The organism is Endoryza foliicola (assembly GCF_050589245.1).
GTDB lineage: Bacteria > Bacteroidota > Bacteroidia > Chitinophagales > Chitinophagaceae > Endoryza > Endoryza foliicola.
Window position 1 is genome coordinate 368746 of record NZ_JBOBEW010000002.1, and the last position, 24520, is coordinate 393265.

At 39.6% G+C, this 24520-nt stretch carries 25 protein-coding genes and 1 tRNA gene; 11 read left to right on the top strand and 15 right to left on the bottom strand.

Features of this window, described 5'->3' with window-relative positions:
• Positions 1-12: 12 nt before the first annotated feature.
• Entirely contained in the window at positions 13-885 is an 873-nt protein-coding gene (locus ACQ2HE_RS05735; RefSeq protein ID WP_430897517.1) for a nucleoside phosphorylase, read from the bottom strand.
• A 69-nt stretch (positions 886-954) separates the two neighbouring features.
• Between ACQ2HE_RS05735 and ACQ2HE_RS05740 the strand changes: the two genes are divergently transcribed.
• From ACQ2HE_RS05740 to ACQ2HE_RS05765, 6 genes are all read left to right on the top strand, one after another.
• Positions 955-1025: transfer RNA gene (locus ACQ2HE_RS05740), tRNA-Cys, on the top strand.
• A gap of 74 nt (positions 1026-1099) precedes the next feature.
• A complete protein-coding gene (locus ACQ2HE_RS05745; protein WP_430897515.1) occupies positions 1100-1636 on the top strand; it encodes a hypothetical protein in 537 nt (178 codons plus the stop codon).
• 9 nt (positions 1637-1645) lie between these two features.
• Complete coding sequence (locus ACQ2HE_RS05750) at positions 1646-2101, top strand: hypothetical protein (protein ID WP_430897513.1); 456 nt, start codon at positions 1646-1648, stop codon at positions 2099-2101.
• 32 nt (positions 2102-2133) lie between these two features.
• Entirely contained in the window at positions 2134-2796 is a 663-nt protein-coding gene (locus ACQ2HE_RS05755) for a hypothetical protein (protein ID WP_430897511.1), read from the top strand.
• 12 nt (positions 2797-2808) lie between these two features.
• Positions 2809-3756: a DUF2268 domain-containing putative Zn-dependent protease gene (locus ACQ2HE_RS05760; protein ID WP_430897509.1), complete on the top strand. Its 948-nt coding sequence runs from the start codon at positions 2809-2811 to the stop codon at positions 3754-3756.
• 55 nt (positions 3757-3811) lie between these two features.
• Positions 3812-4204, top strand: a complete 393-nt coding sequence (locus ACQ2HE_RS05765; protein WP_430897507.1) for a hypothetical protein — start codon at positions 3812-3814, stop codon at positions 4202-4204.
• Positions 4205-4240: 36 nt separating this feature from the next.
• Here the strand turns inward: ACQ2HE_RS05765 and ACQ2HE_RS05770 are convergent, their stop codons facing one another.
• The 6 genes from ACQ2HE_RS05770 to ACQ2HE_RS05795 form a co-directional block, all read right to left on the bottom strand.
• Entirely contained in the window at positions 4241-4942 is a 702-nt protein-coding gene (locus ACQ2HE_RS05770; RefSeq protein WP_430897506.1) for a VIT1/CCC1 transporter family protein, read from the bottom strand.
• Positions 4943-4956: 14 nt separating this feature from the next.
• Entirely contained in the window at positions 4957-6192 is a 1236-nt protein-coding gene (gene rocD / locus ACQ2HE_RS05775) for an ornithine--oxo-acid transaminase (RefSeq protein ID WP_430897504.1), read from the bottom strand.
• Between the two features lie 176 nt (positions 6193-6368).
• On the bottom strand, positions 6369-7196 hold the full coding sequence (gene ispE / locus ACQ2HE_RS05780) for a 4-(cytidine 5'-diphospho)-2-C-methyl-D-erythritol kinase (protein WP_430897502.1): 828 nt from the start codon (positions 7194-7196) through the stop codon (positions 6369-6371).
• 12 nt (positions 7197-7208) lie between these two features.
• Positions 7209-7805, bottom strand: coding sequence for a bifunctional nuclease family protein (locus ACQ2HE_RS05785; protein ID WP_430897500.1), 597 nt, complete (start codon positions 7803-7805; stop codon positions 7209-7211).
• Positions 7806-7935: 130 nt separating this feature from the next.
• Positions 7936-8898, bottom strand: coding sequence for an electron transfer flavoprotein subunit alpha/FixB family protein (locus ACQ2HE_RS05790; RefSeq protein WP_430897498.1), 963 nt, complete (start codon positions 8896-8898; stop codon positions 7936-7938).
• Positions 8899-8919: 21 nt separating this feature from the next.
• Entirely contained in the window at positions 8920-9663 is a 744-nt protein-coding gene (locus tag ACQ2HE_RS05795; RefSeq protein ID WP_430897496.1) for an electron transfer flavoprotein subunit beta/FixA family protein, read from the bottom strand.
• Positions 9664-9771: 108 nt separating this feature from the next.
• Here ACQ2HE_RS05795 and ACQ2HE_RS05800 point away from each other — a divergent pair, with 108 nt between their 5' ends.
• Complete coding sequence (locus tag ACQ2HE_RS05800; RefSeq protein ID WP_430897494.1) at positions 9772-10083, top strand: tetratricopeptide repeat protein; 312 nt, start codon at positions 9772-9774, stop codon at positions 10081-10083.
• A gap of 29 nt (positions 10084-10112) precedes the next feature.
• Positions 10113-11447 (top strand): tRNA lysidine(34) synthetase TilS, encoded by a 1335-nt coding sequence (tilS, locus tag ACQ2HE_RS05805; RefSeq protein WP_430897492.1) that lies wholly within the window; start codon positions 10113-10115, stop codon positions 11445-11447.
• Between the two features lies 1 nt (position 11448).
• Here the strand turns inward: tilS and ACQ2HE_RS05810 are convergent, their stop codons facing one another.
• Complete coding sequence (locus ACQ2HE_RS05810; protein ID WP_430897490.1) at positions 11449-12102, bottom strand: rhomboid family intramembrane serine protease; 654 nt, start codon at positions 12100-12102, stop codon at positions 11449-11451.
• A 44-nt stretch (positions 12103-12146) separates the two neighbouring features.
• A complete protein-coding gene (locus ACQ2HE_RS05815; protein WP_430897488.1) occupies positions 12147-12620 on the bottom strand; it encodes a 23S rRNA (pseudouridine(1915)-N(3))-methyltransferase RlmH in 474 nt (157 codons plus the stop codon).
• Positions 12621-12683: 63 nt separating this feature from the next.
• On the opposite strand from ACQ2HE_RS05815, the gene ACQ2HE_RS05820 reads away from it, so the two are divergent.
• Positions 12684-14261 (top strand): amidohydrolase family protein, encoded by a 1578-nt coding sequence (locus ACQ2HE_RS05820; protein ID WP_430897486.1) that lies wholly within the window; start codon positions 12684-12686, stop codon positions 14259-14261.
• 19 nt (positions 14262-14280) lie between these two features.
• Here the strand turns inward: ACQ2HE_RS05820 and ACQ2HE_RS05825 are convergent, their stop codons facing one another.
• The 6 genes from ACQ2HE_RS05825 to ACQ2HE_RS05850 all read right to left on the bottom strand — a co-directional run bounded on the left by ACQ2HE_RS05825 (position 14281) and on the right by ACQ2HE_RS05850 (position 22750).
• Positions 14281-16590, bottom strand: a complete 2310-nt coding sequence (locus ACQ2HE_RS05825) for a hypothetical protein (protein WP_430897484.1) — start codon at positions 16588-16590, stop codon at positions 14281-14283.
• Complete coding sequence (locus tag ACQ2HE_RS05830; protein ID WP_430897482.1) at positions 16590-17726, bottom strand: DUF4249 domain-containing protein; 1137 nt, start codon at positions 17724-17726, stop codon at positions 16590-16592. Before ACQ2HE_RS05830 ends, ACQ2HE_RS05825 begins: the two co-directional genes overlap by 1 nt.
• The gene (locus ACQ2HE_RS05835) at positions 17726-20473 is read right to left on the bottom strand and encodes a TonB-dependent receptor (protein WP_430897480.1); all 2748 of its coding nucleotides are present in this window, start codon (positions 20471-20473) and stop codon (positions 17726-17728) included. The genes ACQ2HE_RS05830 and ACQ2HE_RS05835 overlap by 1 nt, the downstream gene beginning before the upstream one ends.
• Positions 20473-21204 (bottom strand): hypothetical protein, encoded by a 732-nt coding sequence (locus ACQ2HE_RS05840; RefSeq protein WP_430897478.1) that lies wholly within the window; start codon positions 21202-21204, stop codon positions 20473-20475. Before ACQ2HE_RS05840 ends, ACQ2HE_RS05835 begins: the two co-directional genes overlap by 1 nt.
• Positions 21205-21309: 105 nt before the next feature.
• The gene (locus ACQ2HE_RS05845) at positions 21310-21864 is read right to left on the bottom strand and encodes a cupin domain-containing protein (protein WP_430897476.1); all 555 of its coding nucleotides are present in this window, start codon (positions 21862-21864) and stop codon (positions 21310-21312) included.
• Positions 21865-21925: 61 nt separating this feature from the next.
• Entirely contained in the window at positions 21926-22750 is an 825-nt protein-coding gene (locus tag ACQ2HE_RS05850) for a helix-turn-helix domain-containing protein (protein ID WP_430898072.1), read from the bottom strand.
• A 214-nt stretch (positions 22751-22964) separates the two neighbouring features.
• Between ACQ2HE_RS05850 and ACQ2HE_RS05855 the strand changes: the two genes are divergently transcribed.
• Both ACQ2HE_RS05855 and ACQ2HE_RS05860 read left to right on the top strand, forming a co-directional pair.
• Positions 22965-23303, top strand: a complete 339-nt coding sequence (locus tag ACQ2HE_RS05855; RefSeq protein ID WP_430897474.1) for a hypothetical protein — start codon at positions 22965-22967, stop codon at positions 23301-23303.
• Between the two features lie 52 nt (positions 23304-23355).
• Positions 23356-24471: an efflux RND transporter periplasmic adaptor subunit gene (locus ACQ2HE_RS05860; protein WP_430897472.1), complete on the top strand. Its 1116-nt coding sequence runs from the start codon at positions 23356-23358 to the stop codon at positions 24469-24471.
• Positions 24472-24520 lie beyond the last annotated feature (49 nt).

Here is a 24520-nt window from a genome sequence, read left to right on the forward strand (position 1 = left end):
TGGTATTGATTATTATGAAGTGATTATTTGAAGTGTTTTTTCAATCAATTTTTCTACTGCATCCTTTGCATTTGCAGAGTATTGTTTGGCAACTCTATTGGCAATAATCGCATTAAGGCTTAAACACTGGTGCCCCAATAATTTTCCTAAGCCATAGATTGCCGAAGTTTCCATTTCAAAATTGGTGATTCGATAGTTGCCAAAACTGAAGTTTGTAAGGCGATCTACAAAATTAGGATTGGCCAGTCCTAAACGAAGTACTCTTCCTTGTGGGCCATAAAACCCCGGGCAGGTAACAGTAATTCCTTGATGGTAGCCGTCAGTGAATTTTTTTAACAAAGAGGCCCCGGCTCCGTGGATATAAGGTTCTGAAAACTGATGTTGGATTTGGGTCTCGGTTTTAAATGCTTCCAAAAGAGCCATCTCTTCTGCATTTTGAGTATTCCGATAAAAGTGCAGAAGATTGTCAATCCCTAAACCGTGAGTTGAAGCCACGAAATGGTCTACCGGAATATCTGCTTGCAAGGAACCTGAAGTTCCGATTCTGAGAATTTGCAAAGATGTTAATTCAGGCTTTATTGTTCGTGTTTTAAAATCGATGTTAACAAGGGCGTCCAGCTCATTTAAAACAATGTCGATGTTATCGGGCCCAATTCCCGACGAAACAACCGTTAACCTTTTTCCGTTAAGCGTACCGGTGTGGGAGATGAACTCGCGGTGTTGATTTTTAACATCTATTTGGTCAAAATACTTGCTAACTTCCGCTACGCGATCGGGATCGCCAACGGTAATAACGGTAGTAGCGAGCTCATCAGGATGAATATCAAGGTGATAAACAGCGCCTCGGGAATTGAGTATCAATTCGGATTCTGGTATTCTTTGCATAAATCTTTCTAAAGTAATGGCTCAAATATCCGATAAAATTGCTAGTTTTGCGCCACTTCGTTGAAAAACGGTCCTGTGGCCGAGTGGCTAGGCTGAGCTCTGCAAAAGCTCCTACACCAGTTCGAATCTGGTCGGGACCTCACCTCAAAAAGGTATCAGACATTCCATCGCATATTACGGTGATTGCTGATACCTTTTTTATTAAAGCGTGTATATGAAACAATTCAAACTCCTTCTTACAACAATCATTCTGTTTAGCAATTTCGTGTTTGGACAAAACGCACCTAAATGGAAAGACTTCACTAATACCACTTTTTCAATTCAAGTTCCTTCGAATTGGCAAATTGATACCAATCATGTTATGGGTACACTTGCCATTTTCTATTCTCCTTTGGAAGCCGCCAACGATCGATTTAAAGAAAATGTAAACGTTCTGGTTCAAAAGCACCAAGAAACCAGTTTTACGTTAGAACAATACAGAACAATTTCGGAGCAACAATTAGGGAAAATGGGCGTAGGAGTTGGAATCAATGAAAGCGAGTTGAAGGAAGATCAAAAAGGAGCTTACTATCACTTGGTGTATACGATGACTTCGGGAGGCGTTCTCTTGAAAATTAGATCGAAAGCCTATTTGATAAAAGGGGCCGTTTTTTTGATCACCTATACGGCAACATTTGTGGATTATGAGAAATATGAAAAACTTGCAGAACAAATGTTCAATTCGCTCCAGATCACTGCTCCCAAAGCATAACCCATTTGTATGGAGTACAAAACATTTAAGATACATGAAGTTTTCAGCGACGCGGATTTTGGAAGGGTGGTTTTGGAAGAGGACTTGATTCAACCGAGCAATAGTAGCTATAATTGTGAATTTTTATTTTCCCCTTCCGGTAAGAAAATCAAAGCAGTGCTAAAAGCAGAGCCTGGTGGTCCTCATTCTTGGCAACGGCAGTTTCTTGATCAGTTGGTTCATGAATACCCGTCCATTGAATCCCAATTGTTTGAGCAATTAAAGGCGGATTTCAGTAAAATTGGAATTGAATTGAAATCTGAAAACTTTCAACAAGAATTCTTGCCGGTCTTTTTGTCGCTCGAACAAAAGGGCGCTCCTGATCAAGAATGGGAGTTGAATTTTACAACGGTTCACGATCCTGAATACTTAATAATCGGTAGCTTTCGAAATTGGAATCTTACCGGTATTGATTTTATTAATTAACCTTGTTCAAACTTCTTCCAATATTAGATACGATGTTGGCATTGTATGAGATGCCTGCAGGAAGCGCGCGTTTTGAAAAATACCTTTCATTATTACAAGGCGGTAAAAAAGGGGACCTTGCTTTACCGATCGGTAATTATAACCCAATGGCAAAGCCATTTATTCTGAACTATATTAAGCAACTACAAGCTCTCAATATTGAAAAGGAAATTGAATTTTTTATTCAGTCTAAGCAAGTAAACACTCCACAAGAGGTAGCGGTGGTTTTGAACATAGCAGATGATTTGAAAGGAGGATGGACGAATCGATTTACAACAGACCACAGCAGCCGATTTGGGACTAGTGCCTTGTTAAAAAGGAACTTTTGTACTCCCATTGTTTGGACAAGCGAGGAACCGGAGCTTGCTTCTATTTTAAAAGTTACAGAGCGAGCGATTCGTCGTTATCTGTTTCAATGGGAAAGGGGAATTCCCAAAACACTTCAAGAACAGGTGGATCAAGAGTTGTTCGCCTATGGGAAAAGCCCATCCGAATTGTCTCTTCCAACAGAAATACAAGTATTTCTTGATCAAGAAGCTAAAACTGAATCTTTTCACATCATCTTTCCATTTTTTTATGGCGAGGAAGCAACAGCATCCTTGGAAATGACGACATTAGGTATTGGTCAGGGTTTTCTATATTACTTGAATCAATAACATAATTTACTTATGAAGAAAGGATTATTTGTGCTGTTTGCATTTGTTTGCACAAATGCTTTTTCTCAATCGGGAATTGTATCAACCATTGATATTGCCCATTTCTGGACAGCATACGACAGCTTGCAAAAAATTTCAGATACCACTCTTCAAAAGAGAATAATCAGAGAAATGTATATGGACAAAGCTTCCATTGGGCTAAAGCAGTTTATAGAAGCAAGAGAACACAGCCCAGAAAAGCATTTGAAGAACCTACAAAAGGCTCCTGCTTTTTGGAAGTCAATTCGCCCAGCAACTGAGGTGGTGATTAAAGATTCAGCAGCATTTCTCTTACAAATGAAGCGATTTAAAGAGATCTATCCGGCTTTCAAGGCTCCTGATATTTACTTTACTATTGGAGTGCTAAACAGTGGAGGTACCACCGGACCGAGCACAATTTTAATTGGGTCAGAAATTGGATGTGCAACGGCAGCAACCGATGCACATGAATTGAATAAATGGCTGCAGAATGTGTTCAAGGATATGCAAGGCGTCAGCTTTTTGGTAGCTCATGAAATGGTTCATACTCAACAGAAATACGGAAATGCTACGAACTTATTAGGTAAATGCATAAAGGAAGGAAGTTGTGATTTCATTGCTGAGTTAATTACCAATCAAAAGCCAAGTGCGCCCTATATTACATATGGGTTTCAACATCAAATGGAATTGTGGGAAAAACTCCAAAAGGAGTTCGATTTGAAAACAAATGAAGATTGGCTTTACAATGGTAACAATGCACCTAATGGGGTTGCCGATCTTGGATACTTTATGGGATATGTTATTAGTAAATCGTATTATTTAAATGCTTCCGATAAGAAGCAAGCCATCAAAGACATTTTGGAACTAAAGTATACCAATTCCAAAAAGTTGGAGGCTTTTATGAAGGCTTCTAATTACCGTGGTGATTTGCAGAACCACTAGAATTCTGTCTTTAATTCTGATGATTGCTTAATTTTGCGGCAATTATTGATAGTTTATGAAGTATTCACAATGGATAGGTGCTGCGGCAGTAGCCGGGTTGATAGCTGTATGTTTTATGAATTGGGCGTATTATCCTGATATCAATAAACATTTCACCGGTTTTTTCTCTGAAGCAAATCAATACGGAAAGCCAGGAAAAGCCTTCGTAGTACTGGGTGGTATTGCAGCGGTTTTCTTTTTAATCCCAAGAGTTTGGGCCAAGCGTTGGAACTTATTGATTGCTGCAATTATTACTGCTTACGCCGTTAGGACTTTTATTATGTTTGGCGCTTGCTACGGTGCCGTTTGTCCCACTAGAGAATTGGGGATATATTTAATGTTGGTGTTGTCGGTTGTTGTACTAGTCATGAGTTTATTGCCGGATCTTCCGGTTACAGAAAAGAAATAGTAAAAAAGCTACTGAAAAATCAGTAGCTTTTTTTTATCAAGATTCTAGCAATTTAGCAACGCCGAAAGCAGCACCGGCAGCTAAAGCCCCGATGAGTGTTACTCGAATGGCACCAAGCCAAGGAGAGATGCCTGTGATCTTACTTTTAAACCATCCAAATATAAACAGGCACAACAACGTAACCACAATTGATATTTTCAAGCCATTGATCGGATCGTCAACAAAGAAATATGGACCAAGTGGCACCAAACCCCCGATAACGTACGAAATCCCAATATTAAGGGCCGATTTAGTAGCTCGTTTAGGATCGGGTTTGTCGAGCCCAAGCTCATATTTCATCATAAAATCGACCCATTTATCTTTATCCTGAGCTATTTCATCTGTTGCCGCATTTTGTAAAGATTCACTGAGGCCAATGCTAGCGAAAAACTCCTTGGTTTCTGCTATTTCACGTTCTCGTAAATGATCAACTTCGTGATATTCCCGTTTAAGTTCGGTGGCATAATGGTCTTGTTCTGTTTTTCCGGCCAAATATCCTCCTAACCCCATCGCTATAGATCCGGCTGCTATTTCTGCAATACCGGCAATTACGATGATGGAAGTAGATTCCACTGCGCCACTTAAACCCGCTGCCAATGCAAATGGCACGGTCAATCCATCGCTCATTCCAATAACAACATCTCTAATTAAATCACTGCTTTGTAAGTGCAGTTCTTCGTGGTGTAAGTGGGTATCCATATTGCTAATTTGAACTACAATTTAGTCAAAGCTTTTTTAATTATTGAAACGGCTTCTTCTACTTGTCCGGAATTAATAATAAGAGGTGGTGCCAAACGAATTTTATCGCCATGAGTTGGTTTAGCTAAAAGCCCTAACTCTTTCATTTGTAAACAAAGCTCCCAAGCGGCTTCCGGATTTTGGTGTTCAATGATAATTGCATTCAAGAGACCTTTCCCTCTAACCAGTTTCAAGAAAGGGCTGTCTATTTCATTCAATTTCTTTCGCATCAATTCACCCATGGCTGTTGCGTTTGCGGCCAATTGTTCATTTTTCAAAACTTGCAAGGAGGTGATGGCTACTTTACAAGCCAATGGATTTCCTCCATAAGTTGATCCATGCTCTCCGGGTTTTATGGTTAGCATGATCTCATCATCGGCCAAAACTGCACTCACTGGCAAAGTACCGCCACTGAGCGCTTTCCCAAGAATGAGGATATCAGGTCGCACATTTTCGTGATCACAAGCCAACAAAGCACCGGTTCTGCAAAGGCCCGTCTGAATTTCATCACCAATAAACAACACATGATTGTCTTCACATATCTTTTTTGCACCAGACAAATACCCCTCAGTAGGTACTACCACACCTGCTTCACCTTGAATGGGCTCCACTAGAAAGCCACAAACATTCGGGTCCATTGCTGCTTCTTGCAACGCATTTAAATCGTTGTAAGGAATGGTTTTGAAACCGGGCATGAAAGGTCCGAATTTGGAATAGGAAGAAGGATCGGAACTAAATGAAATCACGGTACTAGTTCTTCCGTGGAAGTTATGGGAACACACTAGTATAGTGGCTTTGTTTTCGGGAACACCCTTAACCTCATAGCCCCAACGGCGACAAAGCTTAATGGCTGTTTCCACCGCCTCTACACCTGTATTCATGGGTAACACCTTATCATAACCGAAATATTCTGTGATAAATTTCTCATACTCTCCTAATACATTGCTGTAAAATGCACGAGAAGTGAGTGTTAACACAGAAGCTTGTTCAATAAGTGTACTAATAATGGCAGGGTGGCAGTGTCCTTGATTAACCGCAGAATAGCCACTTAGAAAGTCGAAGTATTTCTTGTCGTCAACATCCCATACATACACTCCTTGGCCTTTGGAAAGTACAACCGGCAGTGGGTGGTAGTTATGAGCGCCGTATTTATCTTCTAGATCTAAAAAATATTGGGAACGTGCCGAAACAGCAGTTGATAATGCTTCCATAAAAATGATTGAGATTGAAATATTTGATATAGGCAAAGAGTCCGGTGAGGAATGTCACCGGCAGAAAGTAGTTAACCTCGATGATTTAAAAAGTCGAGATTGGAAGAAAGAAAGGCTGTTTTATATGTAATGCTTTGCATCATTTCCATTCAAAGATACAAAAAGCCGTCAAAATCTCAAGTTAACTTTAGATTGGCCTTTACGAAATAGTGTGCAGGAGTAGATTTTAGAGATGCATGAGGTTGTTTAAATATCCCAAAAACAGAACTTCCACTGCCGCTCATGGCCGCAAAAGCAGCGCCCGCTTGATAAAGCGTGTTTATACAATTTTGTATTTCTGGGTGAGTATTCGCAATGGGTAATTGGAAGTCGTTGATAATGCATTCTTTCCATTCACTTATTGGTACTTTAATCAATTTTTCCAAACTATCAATGTGTTGATTGTTTGGAGTGATTTGTGAAAAAGCCCATCCGGTGGGAACATGGATGCCTGGGTTGATCAATGTGAGATAGTAGCCCGATAGGTCCAGGTCAGTTTGTGTTAATATTTCTCCTCTCCCTGTTGCTAATGCAGGTTTGTTTAAGATGAAAAAGGGGCAATCGCTGCCGAGTGAAAGTGCCAGTTCTAGTAAGTCTGCTTCCGTTAAGTTGAGTTGAAAGTAATCGTTCAACATTAATAAAGCGAAGGCGCCATCTGCTGACCCACCACCTAGGCCGGCACCGGTTGGAATGGCTTTGTACAAATAAAAATGTATGGGTTGAATGCTGGGAAAACGCTCATAAAGGAGCTTCCAAGCTTTTATGCAGAGATTGTCGTTTGGGTCGCCTGCCACCGGAATTCCAGAAAGGAAACAGGTTGTGTTGCCATCTGTTGAGGGAACTATCTCGAGCGCGTCTTTAAGTGGAATGGGATAGAAAATTGTTTCCAAATTGTGGTAACCATCCGGCCTTTTGTGAAGGATTCGAAGGCCAAGATTGATTTTGCAATTGGGGAAACGCACCATGGTGGGTGTTATCTATTGCTGTTTTCTGTTGTTGATTTCATCGCGAATGGCGATTGCTCTGATATAGTCTTCTTGTTCTAACACTTCATTGAGCAGCGTATTCAATTCATCCAAACTTAAATTTCTCAATTCTTCACTACCAACATGTTCGCTTGTGGCTACCGGTCCGGGTTCATCTGCTTTCTTTTTTACTCCGGTATCTTCCATTAAAATGCCGGCGCTGTCAAGAATATTTTCGTAGGTATAGATGGGGCAGCCGAAACGCACCGCCAATGCTAAGGCGTCGGAGGTTCTTGAGTCAATTTCAACAGTATCGTGCTCGCTAACACAAACCAATTTGGAGTAGAAAATACCTTCCTGCAAGTCACAAATCACGATTTCTGTTAAATCAACGGCAAATGCGGTCATGAAATTCTTCATGAGGTCGTGTGTGAGAGGTCTACTTGGGTGCATTTTTTCTAACGCCACGGCAATAGCTTGAGCTTCAAACCCGCCAATAACGATTGGTAAACGGCGCAAACCATTCACTTCTCCCAACACTACAGCATACGAATGAGTTTGTGTAATGCTGTGCGACAATGCCACTATTTCCAGTTCAATTTTTTTCATACTTCTTACATTACCTGTTCCACAGGGGATGGTTAGAGAACGATGTGCGAAATTAAGTTTTTCAGCTCAAATTGTACACAAAAAAACCGCAGCCTTTACCGGCTACGGTTCTCGTAACTAAACACAGATATTAAGCCAGACCTTTTAATTTCTTTACTGCTTCATTGATTTTAGGCATCACTTCAAAGGCATCACCCACAATACCGTAGTCGGCAGCCTTGAAAAACGGTGCTTCCGGGTCTTTATTGATAACCACAATACACTTACTTCTGTTTACTCCGGCTAGGTGCTGAATGGCACCTGAAATACCTACGGCAAAGTAAAGATTGGGAGCAATAGAACCTCCTGTTTGTCCCACGTGCTCGTGGTGTGGACGCCAATGTGCGTCTGCTACTGCACGGCTGCAGGCGGTAGCCGCACCAATCATTTTGGCCAAGTCTTCGATCATTCCCCAATTTTCGGGGCCTTTCAATCCACGACCACCGCTTACCACTAGTTCCGCCTCACTTAAAGGAACTTGACCGGTTACTTTGTTGGTTGCAATTACTTTCGAATTTGCTGTGATTCCTGAACTGATGGTTTCAACAGCAGCGGTTCCTTCACCGGCAATGGTTTGGAAACTATTAGGAGTAAGAGCAATTATTTTAATGGGCGAATTCACTGAAATGTGAGCAAAGGCTTTGCCACTAAAAACCCCTTTTTTAACGGTGAAACCATTGGAAGTGTCTGGCAGACTTACGGTTCCGGATACCAATCCTGCTTTCAAACGAGCAGATAGGCGAGGGGCGAGGCTTTTACCGTTAACGTTGTTCGATATTACAACAACAGTAGCTCCGGCTTTTTCCACAACAGTTGCGATCGCCTTTGTGTAGGCTTGTGAATCGAGGTGAGAAAGCGCAGCATCATTCACATGGTAAATGGTGCTAACACCATATTTTCCTAAAGAAGGTAAATCGTCTTGAACAGTGCCCACTACTACTGCTGAAGCCGTTGTTCCTAATTGCTTTGCCACAGCGGCACCGTATGTTAATGCTTCAAACGAAGCTTTTTTGATATGACCTTCTGATTGATCGATGTATATTAAAACTGACATGAGTAATGGTTTGAAAAGTGATTAGATAAGTTTTGCTTCTTCGTGTAACAAGCGAACCAATTCTTCCGGTGTATCGGGAGAAATTAATTTTACACCCGCTTTTGCCGGTGGTAATTCGAATGAAGCAATACTGGTAAGAGCTTCTACAGCAGCAGGTTCTACCACTTTAAGTGGCTTGGTTCTTGCTCCCATAATACCCTTCATATTTGGAATGCGTTGTTCAGCCATTCCTTTCTGACAGCTAACCACAGCAGGAAAACTTACTTCAATGGTTTCTTCCCCCCCTTCAATTTCGCGGTTGATCGTTGCTGTTGTACCGTTCAGATCAAATTTTGTAGCCAAACTTACATAGGCTGCATCCATCAATTCAGCCACCATACCTCCAATGGCAGAACCATTGTAGTCGATGGTTTCTTTCCCTGTAAATACTAGATCATACTTGCCTTCATTGGCGATTGCTGCAATTTGACTGGCAATTACAAAAGAGTCGGCATTATCTGTGTTCACACGAATCGCTTCATCTCCTCCCAATGCAAGTGCTTTACGTATAATTGGGTCGCAGTCTGCACCTCCAACGGTAATCAAATGTATGGTAGTAGCAGGGTCTTTTTCCTTTAATTCGATAGCTCTAACTAGTGCGTACCACTCGTCGTAGGGATTGATAATCCACTGTACTCCGTCTTGAGCAAATTTCGTATTGTTATCGGTGAAAGCTATTTTTGCCGTGGTATCCGGCGTTTTACTGATGCATACTAATATCTTCATATGACATGATTTTGAGCAATGATTTAGAAAAGTTGTTTATGCAACTAATACAAAGATAAGCGTTGGACTTATAAATACCAATACAGGCAATAAATTATTTTATTGAATATGGATCGAATTGCAAAAATTAAGGAAATGTTAGGGGAAAACCCAGAGGACAATTTCCTACAACATGCGCTGGGACTGGAGTATATTAAAATTGGAGAAGAAGCTCAAGCGAGATCCTTATTTGAAGCGATTCTCACCAGAGACCCCGGATACATCGGCACCTATTATCATTTAGCTAAGCTTTTGGAGCGCCTTGGGGAAACCGATTTGGCCATTAGCTGGTATGAAAAAGGTATGGAAGCTGCAAAAAAAGCAGGGGAGCAGCACAGTTATGGAGAATTACGAAGTGCTTATGAAGAGCTTACTTTTTAATTCTACAATTACTTGTATTTTTATTCTACATGAATTTCACTCAACAATTTAAGCAGCACCTCGAACAAAATCGATTGTTTAACACAACCGATCGTTTAGTGGTAGCCGTTAGTGGAGGCGTAGATTCTATTGTATTGTGTTTTTTGTTGCGAGAGTTGGGTTTTCCAATCAAGATTGTTCATGTGAATTTTCAATTACGTGGGGAAGAAAGTAACCGCGATGAACAATTTGTTAAAAGCTGGGCCGATCAAAATCAGATACCTTATTTAATCAAGCGTTTTAATACATTAGAGTACAGTAAAGAGCATGGCGTATCAATACAGGTTGCTGCTCGAGAGTTGAGGTATAGTTGGTTTTTTGAAGTGTTGGAAAGAGAACAACAATTTGGTCCCTCGTATTTGGTTACCGCGCACCATCGAGATGACTCGATTGAAACCTTATTAATGAATCTTTTCAAAGGAACCGGAATTGCAGGATTAAGGGGAATTCAGGCGAAGCAAGGGAAATTGATTCGTCCGTTATTATTCGCCTCAAAAGAAGAAATTGAAGCTTTTGCAAAAGAAAAAAAATTGAGTTGGGTGGAAGATAGTTCAAATGCTGAATCGAAGTATACCCGAAATTATGTTCGATTAGAAATCATTCCAGCAATTAAAAATAGGTTTCCAAAATTTGCCGATCAAATTTCAGCTACTATTGCCAATCTTACAGATGCTCACATTCTTTATGAGCAAGCTGTAGGGGCACATTTAAAGAAGCTCGTGTCGAAACATAAAGATGAGTATCATCTTCCGGTATTGCTATTAAAACAAACCGTACCTCTAAAAACTGTACTGTACGAGTTTGTTAAAGATTTTGGGTTTTTATCCTCGCAACTCGACGATTTATTGAACCTATTGGATGCCGATACCGGTAAATGGGTGAGTTCGCCCACACATCGAATGATCAGGCATCGCAACAAACTTATTCTCGCGCCGTTGGCAGAGAAGGCAAATGCAACGCAGGTTTTAGATGAGATACCCGGCAGAAAAATTTTACCGGTTGGTATCTTGGAGGCAACGATTTCTAATAAGCATGGGGAAATAGAACAAGATCAAAAAATAGCTTGTTTGGATGCTAAGAAGCTGGAATTTCCACTTGTAATTCGCCCCTGGAAACAAGGAGATTATTTCTATCCGCTTGGAATGAATAAAAAGAAAAAACTCAACCGCTTTCTAATCGATCAAAAGTTATCTGTAACAGAAAAGGAACAAGTGTGGGTGGTAAGTTCTGCCGAAAGAATTATCTGGGTTATCGGCCATCGAATTGATCATCGGTTTCGAATTAATGAGGATACAAAAACAGTTTTGAAGTTGTCAATTCAATAGTTTACAAAAAACCTTTCGCTTGCAAATAGTATTTGATCATGGCAATACATTCAGATATGCTATTATGATCGGCCACTAGTTTTCCTACAACAATCATGAAGGCAAGTCCGTACAATGCACCGGCAATGTGAGCCGAGTGATTAATTCTTCCACCTCCTTGTTTATCGAGTACCGAAGAAATGACCAAATACAATGGAGCGAAGATGAAACCAGGAATGTTTACAAAAGGGATAAAGATAATTCCTATGCCCATTGTTGGAACGAGCAAAAGCCCGGCGAATACAACTGCTGATACAGCTCCTGAAGCCCCAAGACTATAGTAGTTACTATTATTTTTGTTTTTGTTGTAAGTAGGCAAGAGACTAACAAACAGAGCACTTAAGTACATTATGATATAAAATAGCTTGCCTTTTTCCAAAAAGATCGACTCAAATCGAGCTTCTACCATGGTGCCAAAGGAAAATAACGCCACCATGTTAAATATCAAGTGCATAAAATCTGCATGGATAAAACCGCAAGAAAAAAAGCGGTACCATTGGTTATTGTTGGTTACTGCGGGTGGGTAGAAGATAAAGTCGTTCATAACCTTCTCATTCGAGAAAGCATAAAGTGAAATTCCAATGGTTACTAATACTATGATGAGTGTAATGGTCATATCTACTGTTTATAAGACGCCAAAATAAGAAAATACCACAAAAACTATGAATGATGGTATTTTTCGTTTTTAATTATCGTACAAGCTCTGTACACTTGCTCTGCCAAAATTAGTCGAACCAACTGATGCGGGAATGTTAATTGTGAAAGACTCCATTTGATTGCGGCAGTTTGAAGTACTGTTTTATCAATGCCAAAAGCCCCACCAATCAAGAAAACCAAAGAACGCGTGCTTTCGTTTGCTCTGGTTTGAATGATTTTGGCCAAGCCTTCGCTAGTCACTTCTTTTCCGTATTCGTCGAGTGCAATTAAAAAGTCATCTTTCCCAAGTTTATCTAATATCAATGCACCTTCTCTCTTTTTTAGTTCATCAGGCTGAAGCGCACCTGCATTTTTGGGAGGGGCAATAATGACCCATTCTACCGGATAGTAGCGACCAACTCTTTGCGTAAACTCTTCGATGCTTTTTTTGAGGTCCGAATCATGGGCTTTGCCAATTGACCAGAATTGAATCTTCATTTGCAGAATACATTTGGATCAAATGACCCGATTTTTCTGTAAATTTCGATATAACTAATTGCAATGAGAAAAATACTTTCTGTATTGGTGGTATCCTTTATCACGCTAACAACAATCGCACAAATCAAAAAAGCTCCTCCAAGATCTGAAGGCGCAGGCCCTTATACTCAATTAATATTAAGAGGAGCTACTTTAATAAACGGAACGGGAGCTCCTCCTATTGGTCCGGTAGACATTGTAATCGAGAAAAATAGAATCGTTCAAATAACGACTGTTGGGTACCCCGGTGTCCCCATTTCGGATGCACGTAGACCGAAATTGAAGGAGGGAGGGAAAGAAGTGAATTGTGAAGGGAAATACATATTACCCGGTTTGATTGACATGCACGGTCATATTGGTGGTGTGGAACAAGGCACCCCAGCTGAATATGTATTCAAGTTATGGATGGCACATGGAATCACTACTATTATGGATCCTTCTTGTGGTAACGGTTTGGATTGGGTTTTGGATCAAAAGAAAAAGAGTGCCGAGAACTCCATCACGGCGCCTCGTATATACGCCTATACAGCGTTTGGCCAAGGAGCGAAACAACCCATTGTGACTCCGGAAGATGCTATAGCCTGGGTCCGCGAAAACAAAGAAAAAGGGGCAGATGGGATCAAGTTCTTTGGTGCACCTCCTCAAATAATGGATGCGGCAATTCGCGAGAATAAAAAGTTAGGATTGCGTTCTACCTGTCATCATGCCCAAATGGACGTTGCACGATGGAATGTATTGAACTCAGCAAGAGCGGGCATGACGAGCATGGAGCATTGGTACGGCTTGCCGGAAGCATTGTTTACCGACAAAACCATTCAAAACTATCCGCTCGATTACAACTACCTCAATGAACAAGACCGTTTTGGTGAAGCCGGTAAATTGTGGAAACAAGCAGCACCACCTTATTCCGAGAAATGGAATGAGGTGATGAATGAGTTGCTGAAATTAGATTATACTCTAGATCCTACATTTGATACCTATGAAGCAAGTAGAGACCTAGAAAGGGCACGTACGCAAGAATGGCATGCTATTTATACGTTGCCTTCACTTTGGAAGTTTTATGAACCGAGCAGGGTTTCACATGGATCGTATTGGTTCAATTGGGGCACTGAACAAGAAGTTGCATGGAAAGAGAACTTCAGGTTATGGATGACTTTTATAAATGAATACAAGAATAGAGGTGGACGGGTTACCGCGGGCAGTGACAATGCGTTTATCTATCAACTGTATGGCTTCGGTTACATTAGAGAACTGGAATTGCTTAGAGAAGCCGGCTTTCACCCTTTAGAAGTAATTCGATCGGCTACTATGTATGGTGCACAAAGTTTGGGTGCTGATAAAGAAATAGGAACAGTAGAAGTAGGTAAGTTGGCCGACCTTGTTGTAATTGATGAAAATCCGCTTCAAAATTTACAGGTATTATATGGTGTTGGGGCACTTAAACTTGATAAAGACAATAAGCCAATAAGAGCCGGTGGTGTTTTGTATACCATCAAAGACGGTATTATTTATGAAGCAAAAAAATTACTGGAAGATGTAAAGAAAATGGTGGATGCCGAGAAAGCAAAATCGGGTCCATTAAAACAACCGGGAACGAATTGATTCGTTCCCGATTTGCTCATTATTCTGTAACGGTAAAGGAACGACTTGCAGAGACCAATTTACCGGTATTTGAAATTCCGGAAATCTCTACAATAAATGTTCCTGTTATATCTGAAGTGTTAAAGTTGATCGAGTGTGAGCTTTTTTGATAGATTAGATTTTCGGGTTCCCATAGCAGCAAGGTTCTTAGATCTGGCAATTTTTGATTCTTCAATTCTTTGTTAGAATAGTTGGGTGCTGAAAATTGTCGCTGCAATTGTAATCCCTGGTATTCTATCGCCAATGTTTTTGAATCTAATTGAAGGCCGTTCAAGTCTTTCTTATAACTCGAGATATTAATTACTCCGTCAAATGCATGGGCACCTAAAAGGAATCTTCTTGACACCACTTCAAGTTTCGCAATTTTAAGAGGATCCAAACTCATCACTTTGTTCATATCAAATATGGGTACTCCGTCGTACAATACCAAAGGGTCTTCTAAAAAGAGTTCTTTGAAAGGAACATTTAACACACGAATTCTAAATCCATTGGAGGTTTTCTTCACATCTACTTCAACAACATATTCGCGCAAAATCTCTTCCATGGTTGTGAACCTTGTATAGTCGTCCAAATTGTATTCAATATCTGCTTTTCCAAAGAAAGGAGTACTGTCGTTATAGTTGGGAAGAAAGTACTGGTCTTTTTTTACTGAATTTATGCCATTTTGAAGTTGAGCATTTTGGATTCTTTTCAGAAGATTGGGCTCATTTGAAGCCGCTTCCGGATTTGTTGTCGTTGAAAATCCCTTGTGGGTAAGAAAAGGATTGTCAATTTCAATGATATAACCCGAATCTTTTTGGCTATTGGTTTGAATGATAAAACTTTCCACTCCAAAGCATCGTTTTACATCATACACAAAATGACCTTGCTTGTCAGATTGAGCATAATTGAAATAAAAACGATCGCCTGGTATAGATAGGTATGTGCGAATACCTTCAACAGGTTCCAATGTTTTCCGATTTCTTACAGTACCCGATATAAGGTGGCCGGAAAGTTCGGGAGCATACTGCAGCTTTTGCTCAAGAGAGTCATGATGCGATCCGTATAGAACCATTATGGGTTTTACTTTTTCAAAATCACCTGAATTGCTATTGATATAGTTTTGTTGATCTAATGGTATTTCGGGTAATTTGGAAATAATCCTAAAATAGGAGTTAAGATTAGTGCTTGGTTGCGAAGGTTGGTCATCAATTTTACGAATTCTTACGGTTAAATTCGTGAGTGTAGTTGAATCGAGTTCCGATATCTTCAGCACTCCTGTTTCTCGGGACTTATAAACAGGCTTGTCTGTGCTAACACTTAATTTAGAGCTCTCTTGAAATGGGAATAATACGCTGGTCTCAGCAATCAGCTTTTTATCTGCATCAAGCATAGAAACGGTGGCAACTCCTTCGAATGGACGATTTAAGTGAAAAATACCATTATACTTAAGATCTCCCGATTTGAACTGTTGCGCTTCTATGATTTCCTGATTGGTGTGCAGCACTAAAAAGAATGTTGGAGAACTTGATGCAAATGCAGTTCTTTCCATATAGAATTGCATGTCAGTGCCTGCTAACTTTGAAATTTCAAAATGCCATCCTTGTTCTTCCGGTTTTTTTAAAACAGTCAGTTCACCTGTTTTCGAATTTTTAATTGCGTAGGTACTCCCTTTTTCTCCTTTAATAATAAAGCTTCTGATTGTGCTCGTTTTATCTTGTGTACTGTCAACGATATTATTGTCTTTTAATAAGAAGAAAACAACGTCTTTTTCAGCCGCAAAATAGAGCGTGTTTTTCAACCCAACAATAAAGCTTCCACCTTCAAATTCGGTACGATTTGATTTTTGCAAGTTAGACTCGATGGCTGCATTTGGGTCGTACTTATTTGGATTGATGATTTGAATATTTCTGGAAAAAACAGCATCATGACCATAGGTTTTTGCCCATCGGGTGTATGCTTTCAATTTATAGATGCCACCGCTGAGCGAGTTTGGAACTACCCAAGATCCATTTCCGCTGCCGTGCTCTAATAGAATTTTTGCTTGTATTACAGCTTTGCCGTCAGGAGCAATCAATTCTACATAGGCCACTTTGCTCAAATCTTGACTGGTCATTTGGGCTCCATTTGTAACCAATATTTTAAACCACAAGGTTTCTCCCGATACAATCGATTCTTGTGCAACTTCTGCATAAATCGTCTCCACAGATTGATTCATGAGATAGTTAACCGGCTGCTGTGCAACCATGTTAATTGCAGTTAAAACGCTTGCAAATAGTAGTGCGCTATATTTAAAAAGTTTGTTTTTCATTACCAGAAGCTTGGTTTTTTAGTGGTTCCTCCATTCAATCTACAATCAATGCATACATTTTTTGCAAGTGCGTATCCTCCCCCTGTAATTGCATAAGCAATATCCAGGGTTCTGTCGTTTTGTAAATAGTAACTTATACTGTCGGGTGGAGGAATCTTTGCTTTGCATTGGCTTTCATAGTTAGATGAAGCTCCCCAATCGGAAACTTCACCTTTGTTGATGAAGATTCTTTTACTCGACTCCGATGAAATGCTTACGAATCCAATTACAGGTTCAGAAGGATTGCTAATGCATTTCACATTTCCGGTAAGTGTAGAGGGTTGGTTTCCAAAAATACTTCCCAAATCTTTCGCATTCTTTTTTAGTATTTGCCAATATTCAAATGCTTCTTTTGTGAGTGCATATTGCTTTACTAGAATACTGTATTTTACACTTATCTTGTCTGAACCTTTGGGAATAATTACCATTCGTTGATTGCTTACAATGTCTTGCGATAGGTTGCTTGTAGTTCCAATGATTATGTCTTTGCTTCCGTCGGTACTCCAACAGTCATAGATCATTTCCGAACTATTGCGAAAGTTAACTTGATTGGTGAGGTAGTCAAACTTATAGAGTGATTCGTAGTAAGACCGATATTGCCAAGTTTCCTCATAGGCCCATCTGTAATAGCGGGTATTGTTTGTTAAGTCTTTTGAATTAACTGAAATGGTGATCCCTGAATCTCTAACCCATGAAACGGAGTCAATGGCAGGCGTAGGTTTTACCTGCACAAATTCTGATTCGTACAATCCTCCACCGGCAGTACTTATTCGCAATTTATATTTGATACTAGGGTTAAACGTGATGGGTAGGGAACCATATTGACCGTTTCCTAGACTAGTTAGGGCATAATTCGTACCATTTTCTGATTCTATGGTTACACCGGCTGACAACTCAGGCACATCTTTTATGGTATCTCCTAAATTAGTAGTTCTGCTCAAACGTATTTTTATACTATCGCCTCCACTATTGATGAATCCATCTACTACCAAGTAATTATTATTGGAGGCAACCACTTTAGGAATATAAGGTTCCGTACATGAATTGATTTTAAACAATCCCCAGATGAGTACTATACTGTATATTATCTTTTTCATTAGAAACGAATATTAAAAGTAATGTATGGGATAGCGGTTCCAATTACACTTAATTTGTATCCTTTGATCACTCCATTGTCTTCAATAAAATAAATGGAATATGGATTTTTTCTACCGGTCATGTTATAAAGTCCCAATGCCCATGAGTTGTGAAATCGTTGTTTTACTTTATGGTTGCCATCGATATTGAGAGAAAAATCAGCTCTGAAGTAATTGGGTATTCTGTATTGATTTCGCTCTGAGTAAAATACTCGCTGAGATCCGGCCAAGTTGAATACGGCGATAGGGAGGGTAATAGGCCTTCCCGTGCTGTATTGTACGTTCAACGACATGCTGAATCTGTGCGTAAACTTATAATTTGTAATTGCATTAAAGGCGTGCGGTTTATCAAAATTTGCCGGGTAGTATTGTCCCTTATTTATTTGTTGTCCTGCAATAGGATCGTCCATTTTTTGTTTCACACGCGAGTAGGTGTAACTGATCCACCCATTCAGCTTTCCGGTTGTTTTCTTGATCATGAACTCTGCACCGTATGCAATCCCTTTTGTATTGATGATATCTCTTTCTATATGTTGGTTTAACACTATTTGAGCGCCGCTTTTATAGTCTAAGAAGTTATTCATTCGTTTGTAATAAATCTCGAATGAGGTTTCGTACATGTTGTTTTTTAAGTTTCTGTAGAAACCGAACGATACCTGATCACCTGTTTGTGGCTTGATGTACGGATCACTCAATTTCCAAATATCAGTAGGGGAGATGGCCGTTGTATTTGTTAATAAGTGCAGGTATTGACGCAATGAATTATACCCCAGTTTTATTGAACTGTTTTCATCAATCGTATATCGGAATGCAAATCGAAATTCAGGACCTGCATAGGTTTGAGTCGGTTTGTTCTTCCTATACAATACAGAATCCACAATGGTGCTTTCATCACGAGGCAGTCCCGGTACATAATTAAAAACCGTTTTTGGTCCTAAATTCGCGAAGCCTGAGAATCGTATACCTCCCTGAATTGAAATTTTGTCGCTAACATTTATTTTGTCTCCCAAATAGACAGCCCACTCGCGACCTTGTTCATCCGCAACTTTTTGAGTAACCACCAATGATTCATCACCTTTTGCCTCAAATTTCCCTGGTTGAATTGCATATTGAATCACCTGAGCCCCCCAGTTAAATTGGTGCTTATTGTTAGGGGTATATACGAATTCTAAACGCGCATGTTGCTGCGTAAGACCAAAACTCAACTGATAACCATTCACAGATTTTTCATCTCCTGCAACTTTATAATAGTATTGATCGATACCCGCAGTAAAGCTTGATGAGAGTTTGTTGTTGAAGATGTGTTTATACTTCAATACAGCATTTTTGTTCCCGTAATTGTAAGTAGTATCATTTCCCAAACGGAAGCCGTCGTCACTGATGTATCCGGTTAACTGCAGACTGTTTTTTGAATTGAAATTGTGGGTTAGGGTAATATTAGCATCATAAAAAGAGGCGCTGCTCCTCTTATATGTTTCATTTGGCAATCTTTTTAAGATCCAGTTTGAGTAAGTAGTTCTGGCGCCCATTAATACTGAGGTTTTATCAGAAAGAATCGGGCCTTCTAAAGATATCTTACTGGTCAATAGTCCAATGCCCGCAGAACCCGACCAGCGTTTGGTATTTCCATCGCGTGTTGTGATGTCCAAAACACTTGAAAGCCGACTTCCAAACCTTTCAGGAATCGAACTTTTATACAATTCAGCATTTTTCAAAACATCGGGATTAAACGCCGAGAAGAAGCCGAACACATGGGATGGGTTGTAAATGGTAGCTTCATTGAACAGTACTAAGTTTTGGTCAGTTGATCCACCCCGCACATTGAATCCTGTACTTGCTTCTCCTACACTAGTAACACCAGGCAGAGTCAACAATACTCTTAATACATCTGGTTCTCCTAACAATGCAGGAGATTGTTTAATGGTTTTTATAGAAAGTCGTTCCAAACCCATTTGCATTCTTCGTACGTTCGAATTTTTCTCCGCTACTACTACTACCGTTTTTAAAGTAGGAACGTCTTCTTTTAGTTCGATCACTAATTTTCCATCTCCATAGATCATCAATTCACGTCTGCCCGATTTCATACCCGTAGAGGAGATCAACAATACTTTTCTTCCCTTAGGTAGGGTAATCGAAAAATAACCATTCCCATCTGTGATCACACCGGTGTTGGTACCTTCTACAAATACTGCGGCAGCACTGAGCCCCTCGCCGTTTTTGAAATCGCGAACATAACCGGCAACAATTGCTGTTCCTGTTAAGGGGCCACTTGTTTTGGAGCCTATTTCTATTAATTTATTTTCAGAAACCGCTTCTTTCTTTGCTTCTTCACCCGAACTCGAAGGCTCAGTAGGTACTTGTTTGTTAGTACCTGTGGTAAAATAGTTTTTGGGTAACGAGGTTGTAATGGCAGTTTTACGATCTAGTATGTATACCCTTTTTGCGTCTTTATCAATAAAGAACTGATAATAACCATTTTCAAATATTTTGTCTAATGCTTTTTCAAGAGTGGAGCCCTGAAGTTTTAATGTAACCGGAATAGAATCAATAGTACCGGGTTGATAGAAAAAGCGAAAGCCTGATTGCGTTTCAAAGTCTGTTACCACTTTTACAAAGGGGGTATTGTTATAATCGCAGTTGATTTGCCCGGATTGAGACCAGCCCCATGTTGAGAACAACAAAAGTGTTATGGTAAAAATGAATTTCATTATTTCAAAGAAGGTTTGTACTGTGAGCAAATAGAAGCAAGGTATAGCTCCGGATCTTTTTTGAACGATAGTTTACTGGCAGCGGCCCAAGATTTTATGGCAGGGTCTTTTTTAGAAAGTAGCTTGATGATTTGCCCCTTTGACTTTATTTGATACCAAGAATCATCTATTGTTACCCAGTACTTGGAATAAGACTTATAAGAATAGACTGTTTTTTCAGTTGTTACTTCATACAATACTCTTTTGTACTCGTAAGCAAAAGCAGAAGCGGCCCCATCGAATACTACTTTTAATATACCATTTGGTACATCTTCATTCGACGGGTCGTGAAATCTTGGATGAATAAATCGCTCTCCCATGTATTCAAATCCCCCAATTTTTTCCGGCTTCAATTCAACTAAAAAATTTCGATTGTAATCCATCACAAGAACAGTTCCGTCAACCAAATCAAATTTGAACTCTACATTTTGATACCAGAGCCCATCATATTGTAGAGACCCTTTTTGAAAGGCGTCGGTTTTGTAGAATGCATGCCCAACAATGCCATGACCATGGCCAGTATATGCGGGGCCTATGTAGTACGGGAGATTTTCTTTTAAAAGTCGAGAAAATTGTTGATAAGCGGTATCGGCATTTCGTTTAGCGAATCCGGAATCTGAAAGGGGGGCAGTTTGTGAAAAAAGGCATACGGGTAGTAAAATGATTACCCAGGACATAAGTTGCTTTCTCATTGGCATTTGTCGTGTTCGGCTTCAAGTTAGACAAATTTTGCCCCGAAAATGTTGCTTCGCCTTTTTTTGGGTTGAAAGGTAAAAAAAAGGAGCTGAATGCTCCTTTTACAAAGTTAGTCCGGGACCTACCAGCTTCATCCCATGCTCTGCATGTATTTTGTCAACTTCTGCTTGGGTAGGAGGAGCTTTTAAATTTTCCATGGTGTCGAAAAAATCTTCTAACTTTCCGGCAGGAGTTACAGCATAAAGAAGTCTACCATAATCTGAAGTTTGAATCCATGTATGAGCAATGTTTCTGGGTAAAAAGATGGTATCTCCCGGACCTAGTTCCTTAAGTTCGTCTCCTACTTTAAATCTATAAGTTCCTTCAGCAACGAAGAATATTTCTTCTTGTTCAAGGTGTATGTGTAGCGACGGCCCTATTTTATCGTAGCCGATGTATTCAAATACCGCCAGTTGTTGATTCGTGTCTTTACCCGATATTTTTACATCATTGGGGTGTTTCCCTTTAAAAAACTGATTTCTCCCTTTTCTACTTTTCCCTTTACCCACCACAAATGGTTGGATGGGGTTGCTCTTTGAATTCGCTTTCGTGAATTTACTGATACCAATAAATGCCGTTAAAAGGGCTGTTTGTTGCAAGAATTGTTTGCGTTCCATAGATAATTTTTCACAAGATTAAGGTAGAAGGGAGCGCAACTGGTGGTAAAAAAAAGACATATTATACCTCCGCAATGCCCGCAATTGAATCGGGCCCGTTTTCGTCAACAGACTCAAATTGCGTAGGGGAGTACCCGGTGAATTCTTTGAACTCTTTCGACAAATGTTGATAGTCATGAAACCCGAATTCTAGCGCGGTACTCAACCAATCTTCATTGGGATATTTATTTCGCCATCTGAAAACTCGATCGAAACGCACGATTCGCAAATATTCTTTTGGACTAAGCCCTGTGAGATCCTTGAATTTTCGCTCAAATTGGCGATTGGAATAGTAGGCGTTTTTTACATACCAGTCTATCGATCTGGTAGTGCTGTGCCCAAGCATTAATCGTGGAATTGCAAAAAAAGGATGATCGATTGTTTTGAGCTTTGAGAATCGAATCGAAAGATATTTGTTTAGCACTGAAACAATATCTTGATAAGAGAGGCTATTCGCAAGTTCATCATATAAACTGTTTACAGATGATCCAAGAACTAAACTGGCTTCAATAGTTTGATCCAGTAACGTTTCATTATTGAAAAGCATCCGCCACCCTTCAGGATGAAATACTACTTGCACACTTAAAAAATGTTTCGGTACATAACGAAGTTGTGTGTTTGTATAATGCCCCGAAAGACTAACATTGAAGGACCGTTCTTTTGCAGCTGTGTAATTGTATTGAATGCTTTCTGCATCTCTTAAATGAAACTGCAAGCAGAACTCAGGTCTTGGGGTATATAATTTGGGATGAAGTGGGGCACCCTCTTCAAAGTTAAAATGGATGATGCGGTAACATCGGATCCAGTTCGACAAATATTCGCAAGGCTGTATCGGATCCAAAAGCATTATCAAATATAAATATTATATCACAGATACAATGAATTGACCTCAGGTTCTAAAATGCGCTTTTTTTTATTTGTTTTGCAGCGGATAGAAGAAATTCCTTATATTTATACTACTCGCGCACTACTTAGAATTAAAATGCTATTAAATTAGCCGATTGCTGCTGTGTGATACTTAGGAGTTTAGATTTTAAAAATAACTTTGCATCACAGCAGGCATGAAATCTTGGGGAAGACATATTTTACTGTTCACTTACTTAACATTGGTTTTTATTTCCAATACTTGGAAAGGTTTTCATCCTTTTCAAGAAAATACACCGTTGTATGAATTCGGTTATACTGTTGATCTTATTGAAGAAGGCTCAAAAGAAGCTGATAGAAATATACCGAATCAAAGCGCCTCAGACACTGAAATAGAACATATTACAGTACTAGTACCACTCGATCAACTTCCATATGAACATTTTGTAGAGGGAACTGAAATCAAATACCATTTAGTTGGACATTGGTATTTGTTTCCCGCACTAGATATTAAAACACCTCTTCCGCAGGCGTAGGAGATTTTTAATAGTAGAAATAATTTTTTGTCATCATTTCATCTTTATTAAAATGAAGCGTGTTAATCTTATTGTGTGGGTAATTGTATGTTCTTCTGTTATTATGAGCTGTGGTACCAATGCCAAAGCAGAGAAAGACAATGTTCAAGTATTTGAGGTGGTAAAGCCTCAGCGTTTGGATACTATTTATGAAAAAGAATACGTAGCTGAAATTCAATCAAAACAAACCATTGATCTCAGAACGCATGTGCGTGGAATGATTGAAAAAATCCATGTAGATGAAGGCCAAGCTGTAACAAAAGGCCAGCTTCTGTTTAGCTTGAGCAATCGTACTTTAAAAGATCAGTTACTAAAAGAGCAAGCGAATTTAAAAAGTTTGCAGGCCGAATTGAAAATGGCTGAATTGAATATCCGTAATACTAAATTGCTAGCCGATAAAAACATCGTTGCTCGCCCTGAGTTGGAAATGGCGATGGCGAAAAAAGAAGCAATTGAAGCGAAAATTGAAGAAGCAAAAGCCGCTATTTCTATTGCCAACATCAATTTGAATTATACTGAAATTAAAGCGCCCTTTTCAGGTGTTTTAAACAGAATACCATATAAAGTTGGAAGCTTGGTAGAAGAAGGTGAATTGCTTACAACGTTGTCAAACAACGAAGAAGTATATGCCTATTTTAACGTAAGTGAAATTGAATTTGTAAATCTTCTTCAAAATCAACAAAAAGGGATCTCTAAAGAAGTGCGCTTAATGATGGTAAACAACGAGTGGTTTCCTGAAACCGGTACCATCGAAACACGTGAAAACATAATTGACGCCACCACTGGGAATATTGCTTTTCGTGCCAAGTTTAAAAACCCAAAGCGCCTGCTGAAACACGGTGCAACAGGGAGAATTTTTGTTGAACAGCCCTTGAATAATATTCTCGTTATCCCGCAAAAAGCAACGTTCGAAATACAAGATAAAATATACGTTTACACCATAAGTACGTCGGGTGCAGTAAAAATGAAACCTGTTACAGTGAAAACAAGGCTTCCTCACATTTATGTGATCGATGACGGTGCTCTTCAAGAATCAGATATGATTCTATTCGAAGGTATTCAACAGGTGAAAGAAGGGATGATCGTAAAACCCAAAATTCTGTCTTTTACAGATCTTTCTTTTAATTAAGTTAAAACCTTAACAAAGCTTCGATTTTTATTTACTCAACTCTAATTAG